At 33.1% G+C, this 20150-nt stretch carries 13 protein-coding genes and 2 pseudogenes; 13 read left to right on the forward strand and 2 right to left on the reverse strand.

Annotated elements, in window-relative coordinates; translation table 11 throughout:
* Window positions 1–395 precede the first annotated feature (395 nt).
* Window positions 396–592: pseudogene (locus KA867_RS13550) on the forward strand (IS5/IS1182 family transposase); the annotation flags it as partial.
* A gap of 79 nt (window positions 593–671) precedes the next feature.
* Here the strand turns inward: KA867_RS13550 and gdpS are convergent.
* Window positions 672–1742, reverse strand: a complete 1071-nt coding sequence (gdpS, locus tag KA867_RS00760; RefSeq protein WP_210136745.1) for a GGDEF domain-containing protein GdpS — start codon at window positions 1740–1742, stop codon at window positions 672–674.
* Between the two features lie 400 nt (window positions 1743–2142).
* Between gdpS and KA867_RS00765 the strand changes: the two genes are divergently transcribed.
* Window positions 2143–3201: a glycosyltransferase family 4 protein gene (locus tag KA867_RS00765; RefSeq protein ID WP_019469500.1), complete on the forward strand. Its 1059-nt coding sequence runs from the start codon at window positions 2143–2145 to the stop codon at window positions 3199–3201.
* A gap of 227 nt (window positions 3202–3428) precedes the next feature.
* On the opposite strand, the gene KA867_RS00770 is transcribed toward KA867_RS00765, so the two are convergent.
* The gene (locus KA867_RS00770; RefSeq protein ID WP_210136746.1) at window positions 3429–4070 is read right to left on the reverse strand and encodes a YigZ family protein; all 642 of its coding nucleotides are present in this window, start codon (window positions 4068–4070) and stop codon (window positions 3429–3431) included.
* A gap of 138 nt (window positions 4071–4208) precedes the next feature.
* On the opposite strand from KA867_RS00770, the gene fakB1 reads away from it, so the two are divergent.
* The 11 genes and pseudogenes from fakB1 (at window position 4209) to uvrA (ending at window position 19821) form a co-directional block, all read left to right on the forward strand.
* A complete protein-coding gene (gene fakB1, locus KA867_RS00775; protein ID WP_040030220.1) occupies window positions 4209–5072 on the forward strand; it encodes a fatty acid kinase binding subunit FakB1 in 864 nt (287 codons plus the stop codon).
* A 256-nt stretch (window positions 5073–5328) separates the two neighbouring features.
* Window positions 5329–6597, forward strand: a pseudogene (locus tag KA867_RS00780) (DEAD/DEAH box helicase family protein).
* Between the two features lie 146 nt (window positions 6598–6743).
* A complete protein-coding gene (locus KA867_RS00785; RefSeq protein WP_245355881.1) occupies window positions 6744–7268 on the forward strand; it encodes a ComF family protein in 525 nt (174 codons plus the stop codon).
* A 66-nt stretch (window positions 7269–7334) separates the two neighbouring features.
* Window positions 7335–7901: a ribosome hibernation-promoting factor, HPF/YfiA family gene (gene hpf / locus KA867_RS00790; RefSeq protein WP_210136747.1), complete on the forward strand. Its 567-nt coding sequence runs from the start codon at window positions 7335–7337 to the stop codon at window positions 7899–7901.
* Between the two features lie 289 nt (window positions 7902–8190).
* On the forward strand, window positions 8191–10722 hold the full coding sequence (gene secA, locus KA867_RS00795) for a preprotein translocase subunit SecA (protein WP_210136748.1): 2532 nt from the start codon (window positions 8191–8193) through the stop codon (window positions 10720–10722).
* Window positions 10723–10955: 233 nt separating this feature from the next.
* Window positions 10956–12081, forward strand: a protein-coding gene (gene prfB, locus KA867_RS00800) for a peptide chain release factor 2 (RefSeq protein ID WP_210136749.1) whose coding sequence is annotated in 2 segments (ribosomal slippage) — window positions 10956–11027 and window positions 11029–12081 — 1125 coding nt in all. Because the reading frame shifts where the segments join, the coding sequence is not laid out codon by codon here.
* 413 nt (window positions 12082–12494) lie between these two features.
* Window positions 12495–13451 (forward strand): COG3942 and LysM peptidoglycan-binding domain-containing protein, encoded by a 957-nt coding sequence (locus KA867_RS00805; RefSeq protein ID WP_210136750.1) that lies wholly within the window; start codon window positions 12495–12497, stop codon window positions 13449–13451.
* 355 nt (window positions 13452–13806) lie between these two features.
* Entirely contained in the window at window positions 13807–14448 is a 642-nt protein-coding gene (locus KA867_RS00810; RefSeq protein ID WP_019469491.1) for a YfbR-like 5'-deoxynucleotidase, read from the forward strand.
* Between the two features lie 5 nt (window positions 14449–14453).
* A complete protein-coding gene (locus KA867_RS00815; RefSeq protein WP_019469490.1) occupies window positions 14454–14684 on the forward strand; it encodes a CsbA family protein in 231 nt (76 codons plus the stop codon).
* Window positions 14685–14992: 308 nt separating this feature from the next.
* The gene (gene uvrB, locus KA867_RS00820; protein ID WP_210136869.1) at window positions 14993–16978 is read left to right on the forward strand and encodes an excinuclease ABC subunit UvrB; all 1986 of its coding nucleotides are present in this window, start codon (window positions 14993–14995) and stop codon (window positions 16976–16978) included.
* A 5-nt stretch (window positions 16979–16983) separates the two neighbouring features.
* Window positions 16984–19821 carry an excinuclease ABC subunit UvrA gene (gene uvrA / locus KA867_RS00825; protein ID WP_210136751.1) on the forward strand — a complete coding sequence of 946 codons (2838 nt, stop codon included), beginning with the start codon at window positions 16984–16986 and terminating at the stop codon, window positions 19819–19821.
* The last annotated feature ends 329 nt before the right edge of the window (window positions 19822–20150 follow it).

The raw sequence follows: 20150 nt of genomic DNA on the forward strand, positions 1-20150 counted from the left end.
TCGAGCCTGTAGTCTCTCGCTCATATTATTTCCCCGGGCGTCCGCACAATGCAAAATCGTTTGGAATATTTATCAAGATACAAAAGCAATGGCTCATTTGAAACAATTCATTACCTCTAATATATTGAGGAAGTTTTTATTTTATAAAACTAATAACATGAATTAGCTTGAAATCATAAGTAATAAAGAATTGGACCTTTTGATATAAGAATAATATGCGATTTTGATTGTGCATGCTTGCCTTGGGATATGGCTCGAGCCTGTAGTCTCTCACACATACTATTACCCTGGGCATCATCACGTTACAAAAACGGTACAATATATATTAATATTCAAAAAAACAAGGCACTTTCGTATAATTTAATAAACACAACTAAATTAAATTAACGAGGTGCCTCTCTCAAAACCATACACCTTCATATAAAACAATCAATCGCTATAGAGTTAACCCTAAAACAGATGCTTTATTGTCATCACTTTTATTCAATTTCATAGTCAATATCTTGAATAATCTCTCATTGATGATAAGTGTCTTTTTTTCGATGGTACAAAATGCCATAAAACTAAAGAAAGCGTCAATTTCTATATCTTCTCAATAGAAATTGACGCTTATTTTTTTAGTCAGAGATATTTATGTTCTAGACTCTTGGAAATGGCTTCAATTTATTTAGTTATAATTTAACAATAGGGTTAAACATGACTTGATTACGTCCTTCATTTTTAGCCATATGCAACATATCATCTGCGACTTTAAAGACAGTACGTTGTGATTTATAATCATCTTTAGTTAAGTATCCAACACCAATAGAAACTGATAATTTAATCATTTCTTTATTTGGTAAATGGAAAGTAGATTGTTCCACGCCTTTACGGATACTTTCACTTAATTTAACGCATTGATCTAATGTATAGTCGTATAATACTACAGAAAATTCTTCGCCACCGTTACGGTAAATGCTAAATTGTTCTGGGACATAGTTTTTCAGTAATTGTGCGATTTGTCGTAATACAGCATCACCTGAATCATGTGAATACATATCATTAACATCTTTAAATCCATCAATATCGATGAGTAGCAAACCTAAACTTTCATCGTTTTCTTCTGCAATACGTGTTGTTTCATTCAAATGTCTATCGAATTCTTTAACATTGCCTAGACCCGTCAAGTAATCAAATCTATCTTCATTCTCATAGCGATTTACTAAAGAGAAGAAATGCCAAATATCTACGAATGTAATCGAAGAAGTGATTGTTAAAATGAACGATAACGGTATCATATATAACACTTCTTTAAATTCATAATATGGACTGATAAAGGACAAGATGACAAATATGACAAGCGTAATTAGGTTGAGTATTTGTAATGAGATGATGTCATTTTGTTTTAAAAATGGTCCTATTGCTCCGACAATGATGGCTATTACAATTAAAATCATTGCAGTTATAATCGTATAATCGCCAATTAATACATTAACTAAGGACACGATAAACGCCGCTAAAACTGTATAAACCATATTTGTATATCTACCTAAAAATAAAATCGGCACAAAAGATAAATAGAGTACATATTCATTGAAGATAGGGACAGGCTTTACAGATAATAATAATGCTACAATGGTCATTAAAATTGTGACGTATTCTTTTGAAAATATCATATTTTTATTTTCAGAGTACTGTAATCGGTGGAATAAATAAATTCCTGCGACAGTAACCGCAATATTGTAAATAATCGCTTCAAACATTTTTCTTACGCTCCTTTAAATAAACACTTAGTCATTGTAAGTGAAAAGTTACATTTTGTCATCATTGATATTCAGAAATTAATAACATTTGTTTAAAATTCATGTTAGAATACTTATTTGAGTGATTGTAAAATAAATAAATTGTTTATTCTATAAAAAATAAAGTGAATTTCTGCGTTGAATCTCACTAATGATTACATTACTATTTGTATTACTAAAAGTACATCGTGTATTATAGACTTAATTGAATCGTTTATAGAATGACTCGAAATATATAAATTTAATTATGTTTTAAAAACATACATGTGTATATCCATTCCAAATATGATTTCATATTTGGAATATTTATAGAGATTTTAAATTCAAAAATATAAAGACTTAAAATAATGAAGGTGAACTGATGTATACGTTATTATTAATCATTTTTTCAATGATTGTCAGTTTAATACTTACTCCCATTGTCATAAAGGTTTCCCATAAATTGGGTGTTGTCGATCAACCTAATTTTAGGAAAGTACATAAAAAACCAACTTCTGTCTTAGGTGGTACCGTGATACTACTTTCTTTTTTATTAGGGATTTGGTTAGGACATCCAATTGAAACAGAGGTGAAGCCACTCGTCATTGGGGCAGTATTAATCTACTTAGTAGGGTTGATAGATGATATCTATGATCTAACGCCAATCGTAAAATTATTAGGCCAAGTGGTTGCAGCATTGGTTGTCGTTTATTATGGTGTAACCATTGATTTCATCTCTTTACCGATTGGACCAACAATACATTTTGGTATATTAGGTATTCCCATTACAGTGATTTGGATTGTTGCGATTACCAATGCAATCAACTTAATTGATGGTTTGGATGGTTTGGCCTCTGGTGTAGCAACAATCGCATTGATGACTATTGGTTTTATCGCAATACTACAAGCAAATATATTTATAATTATGATCTGTAGTGTGCTTATTGGTGCGTTATTAGGTTTCTTATGTTTTAATTTTCATCCTGCTAAAATATTTTTAGGAGATAGCGGCGCATTACTTGTTGGTTTTATTGTCGGTTTTCTCTCACTATTAGGTTTTAAAAATATTACGTTTGTGTCTTTATTCTTCCCGATTGTGATTTTAGCAGTACCGTTTATAGACACTTTATTTGCTATGATACGACGTGTGAAAAAGGGCCAACGTATTATGCAAGCGGACAAGTCACATCTACATCATAAGTTACTAGAGTTAGGTTATTCACATCGTCAAACAGTAATTTTAATATATTCAATCGCATTGTTATTTAGTCTTTCAAGTATTATTTTATATTTATCACAACCATGGGGCGTACTCATGATGCTTGTACTCATACTCATTACGATTGAACTCATTGTAGAATTTACAGGATTAATAGATGATGATTATAGACCACTCTTAAAATTAATTGAAAATAAAGAGCGACATAAAAAAGATGAATAGTTAGACTACCAATTAGAACCTGAGATATTCATATCTCAGGTTCTAATTTTGTTTTTATGAACAGCAATAAATTAAAGCAACGACTGATATACTTACATTTTAAAATTTTACTTTGATTTCAAATATTAATGTATATCAGTGAGGTTTTTTCATTTCTTTATCTTTGTAGAAGGATAGATATTATTTATGATAGATGGTACGTATAAATAACTTGAAATAGTGATACTTCAGGTTGTTGGTATGTCAAATGGTAACTGAATGATCTCTTGCTCAACTAAATCATAGTTACCAGAAGTAATTTTATTTAGAAAAGCAACAAAATCATCATATTCCGCTTCTACCACATCTATTTGATAACTCACTTTGTCTGTGTAGTTTGTGTTTCTTAAGAAGAAAGATGTTTGCGCTAATTCATATTCAAATTTACCAGTAAAATCATAATCAATCGTGATTGTAGTTGGTATTGCTGAGCGTAAAGCAACACGACCAACTTCGTAAATGACATCTCTCACAGCGCCACTGTATGCTCTTATTAAACCGCCACCACCCAATTTTATACCACCGAAATAACGCGTAACTACGACACAAACATTGTGAACTTCTAGTTTTTTTAATATTTCTAGCATTGGTACGCCTGCAGTTCCACTTGGTTCTCCATCATCATTTGCTTTTTGAATATTCATTTGTGCTCCAACCGTATAGGCTGAACAATTATGTGTTGCTTCCCGATGTTCTGATTTTACCAAGTTGATAAAATCTTTAGCTTCTGCTTCAGAGTCAACAGGTTTGATATGGGCAATAAAGCGCGATTTGCTAATTACATTTTCTATCATATGTTCTTGCTTTATTGTTATGATTGATTCATCCATATTTAAACACTCCAGTCATAGTTTCAATCAATACCTATTATTATACACGGTTCTGAATTCAAGTTTAATGTAAAAATAAATTTTCTTTTAATATAAAATAATGTATCATAGTTGTGAGTATAATTGAGGAGGATTATGATGAAAATTGCTGTATTAACAGATTCGACGAGTTATCTATCTCAAACATTAATTGATAAATATAATATAAATATTGCGCCACTAAGTGTAACTTTTGATAACGGTGAAAATTTTGAAGAAAATGCATCTATTTCAGCAGATGAATTCTACGAAAGAATGAAAGCATCTAAAACAATTCCTACGACAAGTCAGCCGGCAATCGGTGAATTTGTAACTAAATATGAACAATTACGTGATGAAGGCTATACAGATGTCATAGGCGTTTTCCTATCATCAGGTATCAGTGGTACCTATCAAACAGCTACACAAGCGGGTGAAATGGTTGAAGGTATTAATGTTCATACTTTTGATTCGAAAATTTCAGCGATGGCAATGGGGAGTTTCGTATTACGAGCTATTGAATTTATTGAACAAAATGAAACACCGCAGGCTATCATTAAAGAGCTTGAAGCAATGCGAGAAGTCACTGGTGCGAGATTGATGGTAGACGATTTGAAAAACTTGCAAAAAAGTGGTCGTATTACTGGTGCTCAAGCGTGGGTTGGTACGATGTTGAAAATGAAACCAGTCTTAAGATTCGAAGATGGTTTGATTTTACCTGATGAAAAAATACGTACAAAAAAACGTGCACTTAAAGAGATTATCAATAAAGTGATTGAAATCGTTAAAGATTATGAAGAGGTTACTTTATTAGTGATTGGTGGAGACGTTCAAGAAGATACAGACTGGATGTACAATGAATTACAAAAGAACTATCCACAATATAAATTATATCGCTCTTATTTAGGTCCTGTAGTCGCAGCGCATTTAGGCCCAGGGGGTATGGGATTAGGTTTCACAGGTAGATCCATACGTACAGACTAAATGATAGATTCGAAAATACTTTTATCATGTTAAGTAAAGTAGCGTTTTGCGAGAAATACTTGTTATAAATACAACTTGTTCATTCAGTCATTATTGCCAACGATAAGATGACAAATGAGTTGTTTAGCGTTTAAATTTCTGTACGATAAATAAATGAATCAAATATTTTATGGCGGGTCTTTGAAATTAAAGTGAAATTTAATTTTTGACTCGCTTTTTAGTTTGGAGGAAATAAACGATTAAATATTATGGAAGAATGATTAATGTTAAGTCCTTATTAACTGATGAACGCATAAGACAAACGACGAAAGGTGTTATATTAGAAAACGGCTACTGGACGTGTTCGCAATGCCATTCGCACCGACCAACGCATTTTTATAAATATCAATCTATGATATTAAATCAGTCAATCGTCTACTGTAGAAATTGTATCAATATGGGGAGAATGGATAATATTACCGAAGTCTATATCATAGAAAGTCATAATGTAGTGACGCCTTGCCATTATCAATTATCATTCAAATTATCAGAGCAACAGCAATTTGCATCCAACAAAATTGTATCAGCGATTGCAAGCTTCCATTCTCTATTACTTCATGCTGTCACAGGTGCAGGTAAGACTGAGTTGATATTTGAAGGAATTAAATTTGCTAGGAACCAAGGTTATAATGTCGCAATTGTGTCTCCAAGGGTTGATGTTGTTTTAGAAGTGAGCATGAGGATTAAAGCAGCATTCCGCGAAGAAGAAATAGATGTATTGCATTAGTCATCACAGCAACAGTTCAATGGTCATTTTATTATCGCCACAGTTCATCAACTTTATCGTTTCAAACAACATTTTGATGTAATTATTGTAGATGAAGTTGATGCCTTTCCACTACCCACAGAACCAACGCTGATAAAAGCATTACAGCATGCCTCGAAATTAAAACACTGTCATATATTAATGACTGCTACACCTACCAAATCATTAATTAGACAAATCAGCAATTTAGAAATCATTCAATTACCCGCACGCTTTCATAGACATCCTTTACCAGTACCTCAATTTAAATTCCTGAGAATTAATCCCAATAAAAAGCAATATCGATTATTACGATTTTTACAACATCAAGTCAGTCAACAACGATATACGCTCGTCTTTTTTAACGACATTATTTTAATGAAACAATTGTATCAATTATATAAAGATGCCTTACCATCTTTAATATATGTCTACAGTAATGATGTGTTTCGATTTGATAAAGTAAAGCGTTTGAGAAATGGCGAACACGCCATTGTTTTTACCACTACGATTTTAGAAAGAGGCTTTACTATGGCAAAACTCGATGTTGTGATCATAAATAGCCACCAGTTTGATACGAGTGCCATCATTCAAATATCAGGCAGAGTTGGAAGAAAAGCGGAAGCACCAACAGGAAGCGTATTTTGTATGCATGAAGGCATCACAATGTCTATGCTTCAAGCTCAATATCAGATAAAGAAAATGAATAAACTTGCAAAAAAAAGAGGGTGGATAGACTGACAGCGATATGTTTATATTGTCACACTGATTATTCAGAACCGTTAAATGCATTTACCTTTTATAAAAAAGCTTCAAAACTGTGTCATAGTTGTAATCATCAATGGGATTTAATGAAATTAAATGCGACGAAGCGCTGCCCAAAATGTATGAAGTTACTTAATGAAACAGAAAAATTATGCTCAGATTGTACCGAATTATCTTCGAAATATAAATTAATGAATCAATTGTATTGTTTTTACCGATACGATGGTATTGTAAAAGAAATGCTTCAACAATATAAATTTAAAAGAGATGTCGCAATAGCAGAAATAATTGCAGAAAGAATTAAATTGCCTCATTGCAAATATGATTACATTATTCCTATACCGTCTCCTTTATATAGAGATAGGGAAAGAACATTTAATCCTATACAATTCGTATTAGATTTAAAAAATGTTAAATATCATTGTCTGCTAGCGACACACTCATGTATGAAGCAATCAGAATTAAATAAACAAAAACGTATGCAACGACCGAATCCTTTTGAAATAACACAATGTGTAGATTTAAAAGAAAAAAGTATTTTGTTGATAGATGACATATATACTACAGGTATAACGGTTCATAATGCAGGACAGTTGTTATTTGATAGAAAAATCAGAAAACTCGATGTGTTTACGTTTGCACGGTAAGTTATTCGTGGTATTATAGATATAAGCACTATTACCAATATAGAGGTTTTAAAGGAGTCGATTACTATGATCAGATTTGAAATTCACGGAGAGAACCTCACTATTACTGATGCGATTCGCAACTATATTGAGGAGAAAATTGGTAAATTAGAACGTTATTTTAACAATGTGCCAAATGCGACTGCACACGTTAAAGTTAAAACGTACCAAAACTCAGCAACTAAAATAGAAGTAACTATTCCATTGAAAAATGTTACGCTTAGAGCGGAAGAACGTCATGACGATTTATACGCTGGTATTGATTTAATTAATAGCAAATTGGAAAGACAAGTTAGAAAATATAAAACGCGTGTAAACCGTAAAAATAGAAAGAATGACGAACAAGAAGCATTTGCATCATTACCAGAGGAACAAGAAGCAGAAAAAATTCAAAATGATGACAATGATAGTGAAATTGAGATTATTCGTTCAAAAAATTTCAGCTTAAAACCTATGGATTCTGAAGAAGCAGTATTGCAAATGGATTTATTGGGCCATGATTTCTTCATTTTTACAGATCGCGAAACAGATGGCACAAGTATTGTCTATAAAAGAAAAGATGGCAAATATGGACTAATTGAAACAACTGAATAATTCAATTGCATTAGTATCATATTTATAAAAGTAGTAGCGTCCATGATTGAGTGAAATCATGGACGCTCATTTTTTGCTATGTTATTATGTAATAATTTGAAAGTGAACATATATGTTGTGTATATTTTTATTGAGCCAGTGTTTCAATATGTGTTCCAAAACATGTAAGTAAAATATAGGCAGGTAGTACGATAAACGTAATAAGTGTAAATTTAAGCTTATAAATGATATTATAAATTGTTGTAAACGAAGAGTTATAATGAGTTATAAAGCTAAAGGAGCGAACAGAATGGGTTTTTTATCAAAAATTGCAGATGGCAATAAAAGAGAAATAAAACGCCTTGGTAAATTAGCCGACAAAGTCCTTGCACTAGAAGAGGATATGTCGATATTAACTGATGAAGAAATTAAAGAAAAAACGAAAAAATTTCAAGCGCAAGTTCAAGAAGAAGAAGATATTAAAAAACAAAATAAAATTTTAGATGATATTTTACCAGAAGCATTTGCTTTAGTTAGAGAAGGATCCAAACGTGTGTTTAACATGATTCCTTATAAAGTACAAGTTATGGGTGGTATAGCGATTCACGGTGGCGATATTTCTGAAATGAGAACTGGTGAAGGTAAAACATTAACGGCGACAATGCCAGTTTATTTAAATGCGTTAACAGGACGCGGTGTACATGTTATTACTGTCAATGAATATTTATCTAGCATACAGAGTGAAGAAATGGCTGAATTATACGAATTTCTTGGATTGAGTGTTGGTTTGAACTTAAATAGTAAAACGACTGCAGAGAAAAGAGAAGCTTACGCATGTGATATTACTTATAGTACCAACAACGAATTAGGATTTGATTATTTACGTGATAATATGGTGAATTATGCCGAAGAACGCGTGATGCGACCACTTAATTTTGCGATTATTGATGAGGTAGACTCAATCTTAATTGATGAGGCACGTACGCCATTGATTATTTCAGGTGAAGCAGAGAAATCAACTTCACTTTATACTCAAGCAAATGTTTTTGCTAAAATACTTAAAAGCGAAGATGATTATAACTATGATGAAAAAACAAAAGCAGTCCAATTAACTGAGCAGGGTATTGACAAAGCAGAACGTATGTTTAAAATTGACAACCTTTATGATGTGAAAAATGTTGATATTATCAGTCATATCAATACTGCGTTACGTGCACATGTTACTTTACAAAGAGATGTAGATTATATGGTGAATAACGGTGAAGTATTGATTGTTGACCAATTTACAGGACGTACAATGCCTGGACGTCGTTTTTCAGAAGGTTTACACCAAGCAATTGAAGCTAAAGAAGGTGTGAAAATTCAAAACGAATCAAAAACGATGGCTTCAATCACATTCCAAAACTATTTTAGAATGTATAATAAGTTATCTGGTATGACAGGTACTGCAAAAACAGAAGAAGAAGAATTTAGAAATATTTACAATATGACAGTTACACAAATTCCTACCAACAGACCAGTACAACGTATTGATAAACCTGATTTAATTTATATCAGTCAAAAGGGTAAATTTGATGCAGTTGTAGAAGATGTCATTCAAAAGCATAAACAAGGGCAACCAGTCTTATTAGGGACTGTTGCTGTTGAAACAAGTGAATATATTTCTAATTTATTAAAAAAACATGGTGTACGTCATGATGTTTTAAATGCGAAAAATCACGAACGTGAAGCAGACATTATCGCAAGTGCTGGCCAACGTGGTGCAGTGACAATTGCTACCAACATGGCTGGTCGTGGTACGGACATCAAATTAGGCGATGGTGTTGAAGAAATTGGTGGCTTAGCAGTAATTGGTACTGAACGTCATGAATCACGTCGTATAGATGACCAATTACGTGGTCGTTCAGGTCGTCAAGGAGATAAAGGTGATAGCCGTTTCTATTTATCCCTACAAGATGAGCTAATGGTGCGCTTTGGTTCGGAACGTTTACAAAATATGATGAATCGATTGGGCATGGATGATTCGACGCCAATCGAATCTAAAATGGTTTCACGTGCTGTTGAATCAGCGCAAAAACGTGTTGAAGGTAATAACTTTGATGCTCGTAAACGTGTGCTTGAGTATGATGATGTACTGCGTAAGCAACGTGAAATTATCTATAGTGAACGTAATGATATTATTGACAGTGACGAAAGTGGCGAATTAATCAATGCAATGCTACGCTCTACGTTAGAAAGAAGTATTCATTATTATGTAAATGAAGAAGATGACGAACCTGACTATGAGCCATTCATCAATTATGTGGAAGATGTTTTCTTGAATGAAGGCGAATTAAAAGTAGAAGATATTAATGGAAAAGATAATGACGATATATTTGAAGTTGTATGGTCAAAAATAGAAATAGCCTTAAAAGATCAAAAAGAAAAAATCGGTACTCAGTTTGATGAATTTGAGCGAATGATTTTACTCCGTTCCATTGACACACATTGGACAGACCATATTGATACTATGGATCAACTACGTCAAGGTATTCATCTACGTTCATATGGTCAACAAAATCCATTACGTGACTATCAAAATGAAGGTCACCAATTATTTGATACGATGATGCAAAACATTGAAGAAGATGTGAGTAAATATATTCTCAAGTCAGTAATTTCAGTAGAAGATGATGTAGAACGTGATAAAACAACTGATTTTGGTAAAGCTGAGCATGTGTCAGCAGAAGATGGAAAGGAAAAAGCGAAAGCAGAGCCTTATGTCAAAGATGAACACATAGGTAGAAATGACCCATGTCCTTGTGGCAGCGGTAAGAAATATAAAAACTGTCATGGCGCTTAAACTTATCTAAAATGATAAACGTGTGAGATAGGATTTATTATTTTTTGTATATCAAACATCTTTTGCAGTTAAATTGTGGCGTTTAACTGTGAAAGATGTTTTTTTAATAATTTAAGCATAGTGGCTAGTGCTTAAGTTGAAATTGGAAGTTTATATTTTGTATCATATGTATGATAATGTAGTAATTGATTTATCAAATATATTTCATTCGTAAAAATTAGGAGAGATGCACAATGGAATTATCTGAAATTAAGCGTAATTTAGATACTTATAAAGAAAAGTTAGAACAACTTAGGGGGTCTCTTTGACTTAGAAGAAAAAGAGACAAACATACAAGAATATGAAGAAATGATGACAGATCCTTCATTTTGGGATGATCAAGATAAAGCTCAAGAAATTATAGATAAGAATAATGCTTTAAAATCGGTTGTTAATGCCTACAGAGATTTAGAAGCAAACATTGAAGATATGGAAACAACACGAGAATTATTGTTAGAAGAAGACGATACATTGATGAAAGATGAATTAGAAGCAAGTGTGCTTCATTTTCAAAACGAGCTAAACCAATTTGAGTTACAATTATTGTTAGATGGACCTTATGACGCGAATGATGCAATTATTGAATTGCACCCTGGTGCAGGTGGTACAGAATCTCAAGATTGGACAAATATGCTGTTGAGAATGTATCAACGTTACTGTGAACAAAAAGGATTTAAAGTTGAAATCGCAGACTATTTGCCTGGGGATGAAGCGGGCGTTAAAAGCGTGACAATGATTGTGAAAGGTCATAATGCATATGGTTATTTAAAAGCTGAGAAAGGTGTACATCGACTTGTACGTATTTCACCATTTGATTCATCTGGTCGTCGACATACATCTTTTGCTTCTTGTGATGTCATACCACAGTTTAATAACACTGAAATAGAAGTGGAGATAAATTCTGATGATATTACCGTTGATACATTTAGAGCTTCAGGTGCAGGTGGTCAACATATCAATAAAACAGAATCAGCTATTAGAATTACCCACCATCCAACAGGTATTGTGGTAAATAACCAAAATGAACGTTCACAAATCAAAAACAGAGAAGCTGCAATGAAAACTTTGAAGTCTAAACTCTATCAATTAAAAATAGAAGAACAAGAACAAGAAATGGCAGAAATCCGCGGTGAACAAAAAGAAATTGGATGGGGAAGCCAAATAAGATCTTATGTATTCCATCCATATGCGATGGTTAAAGATCACAGAACAAACGAAGAGACAGGTAAAGTAGATGCAGTTATGGATGGTGATTTAGGACCATTTATCGAAGCGTATCTACGTAATCAAATGAATCTAAATCATTCAACAAAAGATTAATACTTAAATAGATGTTAATATTATACTAACTTTATGAGTGAGCTGGGAACTAATTGATAACTAATTGTTTTCTAGCTCACTCATATTTTTTATAGGATAATATAGTAAGTAGGACGAGCTATTCACTTCAAACGACTGCTTGATTTTTATTAGTGATTTTTTAATAAAACAACTTTTTAATATGTAAAATGCAAATTAAAATATTACAGTTGAATTTAATCGATGTGCTACTATGATTGAAATTATTGTGATAAAGGTAAGATTAGCATGATTAAGGGCTAATGAGGTGTTCAGTTAATAATTACCTTTTGCATTACAAAACGATAACAATGCTAAAAGTATTAAGCGGATATGCTATATTATGCTTGATTAAATATCGAATAAATTTAGACAGCAAAGGATTGAAACACATAATGAAGAAAGGCTTAACTTTTTCTCTAACTTCTGCAGCACTGTTTTTTGGGGTGAATGGTCTAGCGTCAGCGGATCAAGTATATACAGTGAAAGAAGATACTGATTTATCAAATATAGCGCAAGCATTCGCAACAACGACTAATACAATACAATCATTAAATCATATGGAGTTTGTACAGTCGGTTAAATCAGGGCAAACACTAATACTCCCTGACAAAGATATTGTAGAAGTGAAAGAAGGCGACACACTACAGGGTATTGCGAATAAACATCAAATAAGTTTAAATGAACTTTATCAATTGAATCCATATATTACAGAGACCATTCATCCAGGACAGCTTATAGCTGTTTCTGAAAGAGGTTCATCACATTTAAATAACCAATTTCAAAGCACATACGCACAAAATGACTTAGAAAGTACGTCTAATAGTGATCAATTCACAGTAGGTGTAACAACTAAAAACAATAATACGATCACAAAATTAGCTAACCGTTCTTTACCAGTAAAGCAGCAATCTTGGTCAAATGATAGTATTGATGAACGCGATACTACATCAAACGTTGACAATATTTATAAAAATGGATATCAAACGAAATACTACGCAGCTCAAGAACAGAAACACTTTGCATCCGGCGGGCAGAATTATTATGGTTGGGGTCAGTGTACATACTACGCTTTTGATAGACGTCAACAATTAGGTAAATCTGTAGGAGCGCTTTGGGGCAATGCGAATAACTGGGCCTCAGCTGCACGTCAAAATGGTTATGTTGTTAATTCTACACCTGAAGTAGGCGCTATTTTACAAAGTAACGCTGGAAATTATGGTCATGTAGGCATTGTAGAACGTCAAAACAGTGACGGATCCATTTTGGTTTCGGAAATGAACTGGCGAGGTGTTGGACAAAAATCTTATAGAACCATTTATAATTCGGGACAATATAACTATATTCATTAAGAAGTTAAAACTTATACTTAGAAATTTCACTAGTAATTGTACAAATATATTTAAATTAATAGCCCGGGACATAAATAATGTCTCGGGCTTATTAACATAATGGTCATTAGTGTAGTCATTATATGTCAGAGATATCATTTTTTATGTTCAGTACTTTTCAATAAAATTTGTAATGGACACATCATTTTTTGAAATGATGTAAAATGAATAAAACTTGAAAGACAAATAAATAGGTTATATTTTGAAAATAGAACGATTTGATGATATTTAACGGCATTAAAAAGACATTTTACATGTGGAATGATATTATAAAATCAAGTATAATCAATCATTAAATAAATGAGGAGGCGCTATCATGGGAGTACATCAATATTTTAAACGTTTATCAGACTTAGAAAAATTAATACGATTGCCTGGGAAATTTAAATATTTTGAGCATAATGTTGCTGCACATTCTTTTAAAGTGACTAAAATTGCTCAATATTTAGGTACAGTAGAAGAATATCACGGCAATAAAGTAGATTGGAAAAGCTTATACGAAAAAGCCTTAAACCATGATTTCGCCGAAATTTTTACAGGAGATATTAAAACACCAGTCAAATATGCGAGTGGAGAATTAAAAAAATTATTCTCACAAGTAGAAGAAGAAATGGTAGATCATTTTATCAACGAAGAAATACCAGAACAATATCAATCCATATATCGAGAGCGACTGCAAGAAGGAAAAGATGATTCACTAGAAGGTCAAATTTTATCTGTTGCTGACAAAATTGATTTGTTATATGAAACATTTGGCGAAATTCAAAAACGTAATCCTGAGCCACTATTTTTTGAAATATACGAAATGTCATTAGAAACAATTATGCAATTTGACCATTTGAATTCAGTGCAAGATTTTATAGAAAATATTATTCCTGAAATGCTTACAGAAAGATTTATACCAAAATCGGAATTGCGAGAAACAACGATGTCTATTTTAAATAATAGGAACGGGTGACATGAATGATCTGGTATATACTAGCATCTTTTTTTCCCTGCATACTTGTCGTATTGTTTAGTGTACTGACAAGAAGTAAATGGGTAGGTACTATTTTAACTTTGATTTTAATAGGAACTTCAATTGAAAAAGGTTTTTTTCATGATGAATGGATTATATTTATAGATGTTGCTTCATTATTAGCAGGTTACTTAATTATTGACCAATTAGAACTCCATAAAAAAGAAGATGATTAGGTAATAAGTGTTAAGCAACTTAATTGATACAACATGATAAAAAGTATATAATTATTTAACTTCATTATTATCAGAATAAAAACTTATTAACGCAAACAAACATGGTCATGTACTGTGTTTGTTTTTATTTAGTGAAACACTAATTTACGAACAAATGTTTGTGTTAAAGGTTATAAATCTGTTAAAATATAAACTGTTAATAACATACGCATATAAAATATAGTTATAGTAACTAAAATAAGTCACGTGTTAAATGAGATGTTTAAATCACGTTCGAGCAGATAGAAATATAATAGGAGGCATGTGTCATTATGGAACACTACCCATTTAAATTACAATCGGATTTTGACCCTAAAGGGGACCAACCAGAAGCGATTCGACAAATTGTAGATGGTGTGAATGCAGGGAAGAGACATCAGACATTACTCGGAGCTACAGGTACTGGTAAGACATTTACAATGAGTAATGTGATTCAACAAGTTGGTAAGCCAACTTTAATTATCGCCCATAATAAAACGTTAGCGGGTCAATTATATAGTGAATTTAAAGAATTCTTTCCTGAGAATAGAGTCGAATACTTCGTCAGTTACTACGATTATTATCAGCCAGAGGCCTATGTACCATCAACTGACACTTTTATTGAAAAAGATGCGTCAATAAATGACGAAATTGACCAATTACGTCACTCTGCGACAAGCGCATTATTTGAACGAGATGACGTCATTATTATTGCTAGTGTGAGCTGTATCTATGGTTTAGGTAATCCAGAAGAATATCGTGATTTGGTTGTCAGTGTTCGTGTAGGTATGGAAATGGACAGAAGTGAGTTACTTAAAAAATTGGTAGATGTGCAATATATAAGAAATGATATTGATTTTAGACGCGGTACGTTTCGTGTTAGAGGCGATGTTGTAGAAATCTTCCCAGCTTCTCGTGAAGAAATGTGCATTCGTGTTGAATTTTTCGGGGATGAAATTGATAGAATTCGTGAAGTTAATTATTTAACTGGAGAAGTGTTAAGAGAGCGCGATCACTTTGCAATTTTCCCAGCTTCCCACTTCGTTACCCGAGAAGAAAAAATGAAATCTGCTATCCAACGTATTGAAAATGAACTTGAAGAACGTTTGTCAGAGTTGCGTTCGGAAAATAAATTGCTTGAAGCTCAACGCCTAGAACAAAGAACGAATTATGATTTGGAAATGATGAGAGAAATGGGATTTTGTTCAGGTATCGAAAATTATTCTGTACATTTAACACTAAGACCTATGGGTTCAACACCTTATACATTGCTCGATTATTTTGGAGATGATTGGCTTGTGATGATTGATGAATCGCATGTGACATTACCACAAATCAGAGGTATGTATAACGGTGACCGTGCGCGTAAACAAGTACTTGTTGATCATGGTTTTAGGTTACCAAGTGCTTTAGACAATAGACCGTTAAAATTTGAAGAATTTGAAGAAAAAACAAAACAACTCGTGTATGTGTCTGCAACACCAGGACCTTATGAATTAGAACATACAGATGAAATGGTGGAACAAATTATTCGTCCAACAGGATTATTAGATCCTAAGATAGAAGTTAGACCAACAGAAAATCAAATTGATGACTTGCTCAGTGAAATACAAGAACGTATTAATCGAAATGAACGTGTATTAGTAACTACATTGACTAAAAAGATGAGTGAAGACTTGACCACGTATTTGAAAGAAGCAGGTATTAATGTGAATTATTTACATTCTGAAATTAAAACTTTAGAACGTATTGAAATTATTCGAGATTTACGTGTGGGTACCTATGACGTGATTGTTGGTATTAACTTGTTAAGAGAGGGTATTGATATACCAGAAGTATCTCTTGTTGTCATATTAGATGCAGATAAAGAAGGCTTCTTACGTTCGCAAAGATCACTTGTCCAAACAGTAGGTCGTGCAGCACGTAATAGTGGCGGTGAAGTTATTATGTATGGAGATAAAATCACAGATTCAATGCGTTATGCACTAAATGAAACAGAGCGTCGTAGATCGATTCAACAAGCATATAATGAAAAATATAATATTACACCTACCACAATTAATAAAAAAATTCACGATGTTATCAGTGCTACTGTTGAAACAGACGAAACAAACGAAGCGCAACGTACGGAAGTACCTAAAAAAATGACGAAAAAAGAGCGCGAAAAAACCATTAGTAATATAGAAAAAGAAATGAAACAAGCAGCTAAAGATTTAGACTTTGAAAAGGCAACTGAACTCAGAGATATGTTGTTTGAATTAAAAGCAGAAGGGTGACGAAAATGAAGCAACCATCCATTGTAGTTAAAGGGGCACGTGCCCACAATTTAAAAGATGTTGATATTGAAATACCTAAAAATGAACTTATAGTAATGACGGGGTTATCTGGCTCAGGCAAATCTTCATTAGCTTTTGATACGATTTATGCAGAAGGGCAACGTAGATATGTAGAATCATTAAGTGCTTATGCAAGACAATTTCTAGGACAAATGGATAAGCCAGATGTTGATACTATTGAAGGTTTATCTCCTGCGATTTCAATAGACCAAAAAACAACGAGTAAAAATCCAAGATCTACGGTTGCTACTGTTACTGAAATCTATGATTACATTCGTCTATTATATGCACGTATTGGAAAGCCATATTGCCCAAATCATGGTATAGAAATTGAATCTCAAACTGTACAACAAATGGTCGATCAGGTTTTGCAACTTGAAGCGCGCAGTAAGATTCAATTACTGGCACCTTTAGTAAGTCATAGAAAAGGTGCGCATGAAAAGTTAATTGATGACATTAGTAAAAAAGGATACGTACGTGTGCGTGTTGATGGCGAAATTACGGATGTAAATGAAGTGCCAAATTTAGATAAAAATAAAAACCATACGATAGAAGTTGTTGTAGACCGACTTGTAATCAAAGAAGGTATTGAAACACGTCTAGCTGATTCTATAGAAACGGCATTACAACTAGCAGAAGGTAATATAATCGTAGATATCATTGATGGCGATGAACTAAAATTTTCCGAAAATCATGCTTGCCCTATATGTGGATTTTCAATCGGAGAATTAGAACCACGCATGTTTAGCTTTAACAGCCCATTTGGAGCATGTCCAACTTGTGATGGTTTAGGACAAAAACTAATGGTAGATTTAGACTTAGTTGTTCCTGATAAGGATAAATCATTGAATGAAGGTGCAATTGTTGCTTGGGAATCTTCAAGTTCAGACTTTTATCCAACACTATTAAATCGTGTCTGTGAAGTATATAAAATAAATATGGATAAACCATTCAAAAAATTAACAGAACGCCAAAAAGATATTATTCTTTATGGTTCCAAAGATAAAGAAATTGAATTTACATTCAAGCAGCGCAACGGACAAACAAGAAAACGTACGATGGCGTTTGAAGGTGTTATAAATAATATCAATAGACGTTATCATGATTCGCCATCAGAACTCGTAAGAGAAATGATGAGTAAATACATGACAGAACTTACTTGTGAAACATGTCATGGCAAACGTTTAAGTCGCGAAGCTTTGTCTGTGTATGTGGACGGGAAAAATATCGGTGAAGTGGTAGAGCACTCTATTAAAGATGCACTGTATAACTATGAACATATCACATTATCAGAGCAAGACAGAAAAATTGCTAATCAAATTTTAAAAGAGATTAATTCTAGATTAGAATTTTTATATAATGTAGGATTAGAGTATTTAACACTCAATCGTGCTTCTGGTTCATTGTCAGGTGGTGAGGCACAACGTATACGTTTAGCAACTCAGATTGGTTCAAGACTATCTGGTGTTTTATATGTTTTAGATGAGCCTTCTATTGGATTACATCAGCGTGATAATGATCGGCTAATTAGCACTTTAAAAGAAATGCGAGATTTAGGTAACACTTTAATCGTTGTTGAACATGACGATGATACAATGCGTGCCGCAGATTACTTAGTAGATGTAGGACCAGGTGCTGGAGACCACGGCGGTGAAATTGTTGCGAGTGGTACGCCAAAACAAGTTATGGCAAATACAAAGTCTTTAACTGGTCAATATTTGAGTGGTAAGAAGAAAATTCAAGTGCCAGAATCTCGTCGTGAAGTTACGGATAGAAAGATTAGTGTCAAAGGCGCACGCAGCAATAATTTGAAAGATATTAATGTAGACTTTCCGCTTTCAACGATGAATGTCGTTACGGGTGTGTCTGGTTCCGGTAAGAGTACATTAGTCAATGAAGTACTTTATAAATCATTAGCCAAAGAGATAAATAAATCTAAAGTTAAACCAGGTGATTATGATGAAATTAACGGTATAGATCAACTTGATCGTATTATCGATATTGATCAATCGCCAATTGGTAGAACGCCGCGTTCTAATCCAGCAACGTATACAGGTGTTTTTGATAACATACGAGATATCTTTGCTCAAACAAACGAAGCGAAAGTCAGAGGTTATTCTAAAGGTCGCTTTAGTTTTAATGTTAAAGGTGGTCGCTGTGAAGCATGTAAAGGTGACGGTATCATTAAAATAGAAATGCATTTTTTACCAGATGTCTATGTACCTTGTGAAGTTTGTGGCGGTTCGAGATACAACCGTGAAACACTAGAAGTAACATACAAAGGTAAAAACACTGCGGATATCTTGGCAATGACTGCCGAAGAAGCAACAAACTTTTTTGAAAATGTCCCTAAAATACATCGGAAATTGAAAACTTTAGTAGATGTTGGTTTAGGTTATGTTACTTTAGGACAACCGGCTACGACATTATCTGGTGGTGAAGCACAACGTGTTAAACTTGCTTCAGAATTGCATAAACGCTCTACTGGTCGTTCAATATATATATTAGATGAGCCAACGACTGGTTTGCATGTTGATGATATTAGCCGATTATTAAAAGTGTTAAATAAATTGGTTGATAATGGTGACACAGTTGTCATCATTGAACACAATTTAGACGTTATTAAAATGGCTGATTATATTATTGATTTAGGCCCAGAAGGCGGAGACGGTGGTGGTACTATCGTTGCGACAGGTACACCAGAGGATATTGCAAAAGTGAAAGAAAGCTACACTGGACAATATTTAAAACCAGTATTAGAAAGAGATACAGTTCAAGCATAATAGTTTATTGACCAATCTCTGAAAAAATATATAAAATATTAGCTACTCCATACAAGAAGGCATGTTGATGTGTCTAGAATGTATGGAGTAGTTTTTTGATATCAAGCATTTTATCCTAGTCAAGCTTATCCAACCTTGCTGGATTGTAACGATGTAATCATTTAAAATAAATGGGATTACTAACCATTTTAGTAATTTTATTCAAAAATAATATAGGGTATGATAAAAACGATAGGATTTATTTTAGACTTCTGTACTTTTTTATATAGATTATCAGTCCTTTTTGATATGATAATGACATATGAAATTTCAGGAGAAATATTAATAGA

Origin of the sequence: Staphylococcus sp. GDH8C109P (assembly GCF_017893405.1) — a bacterium.
Classification (GTDB): domain Bacteria; phylum Bacillota; class Bacilli; order Staphylococcales; family Staphylococcaceae; genus Staphylococcus; species Staphylococcus cohnii.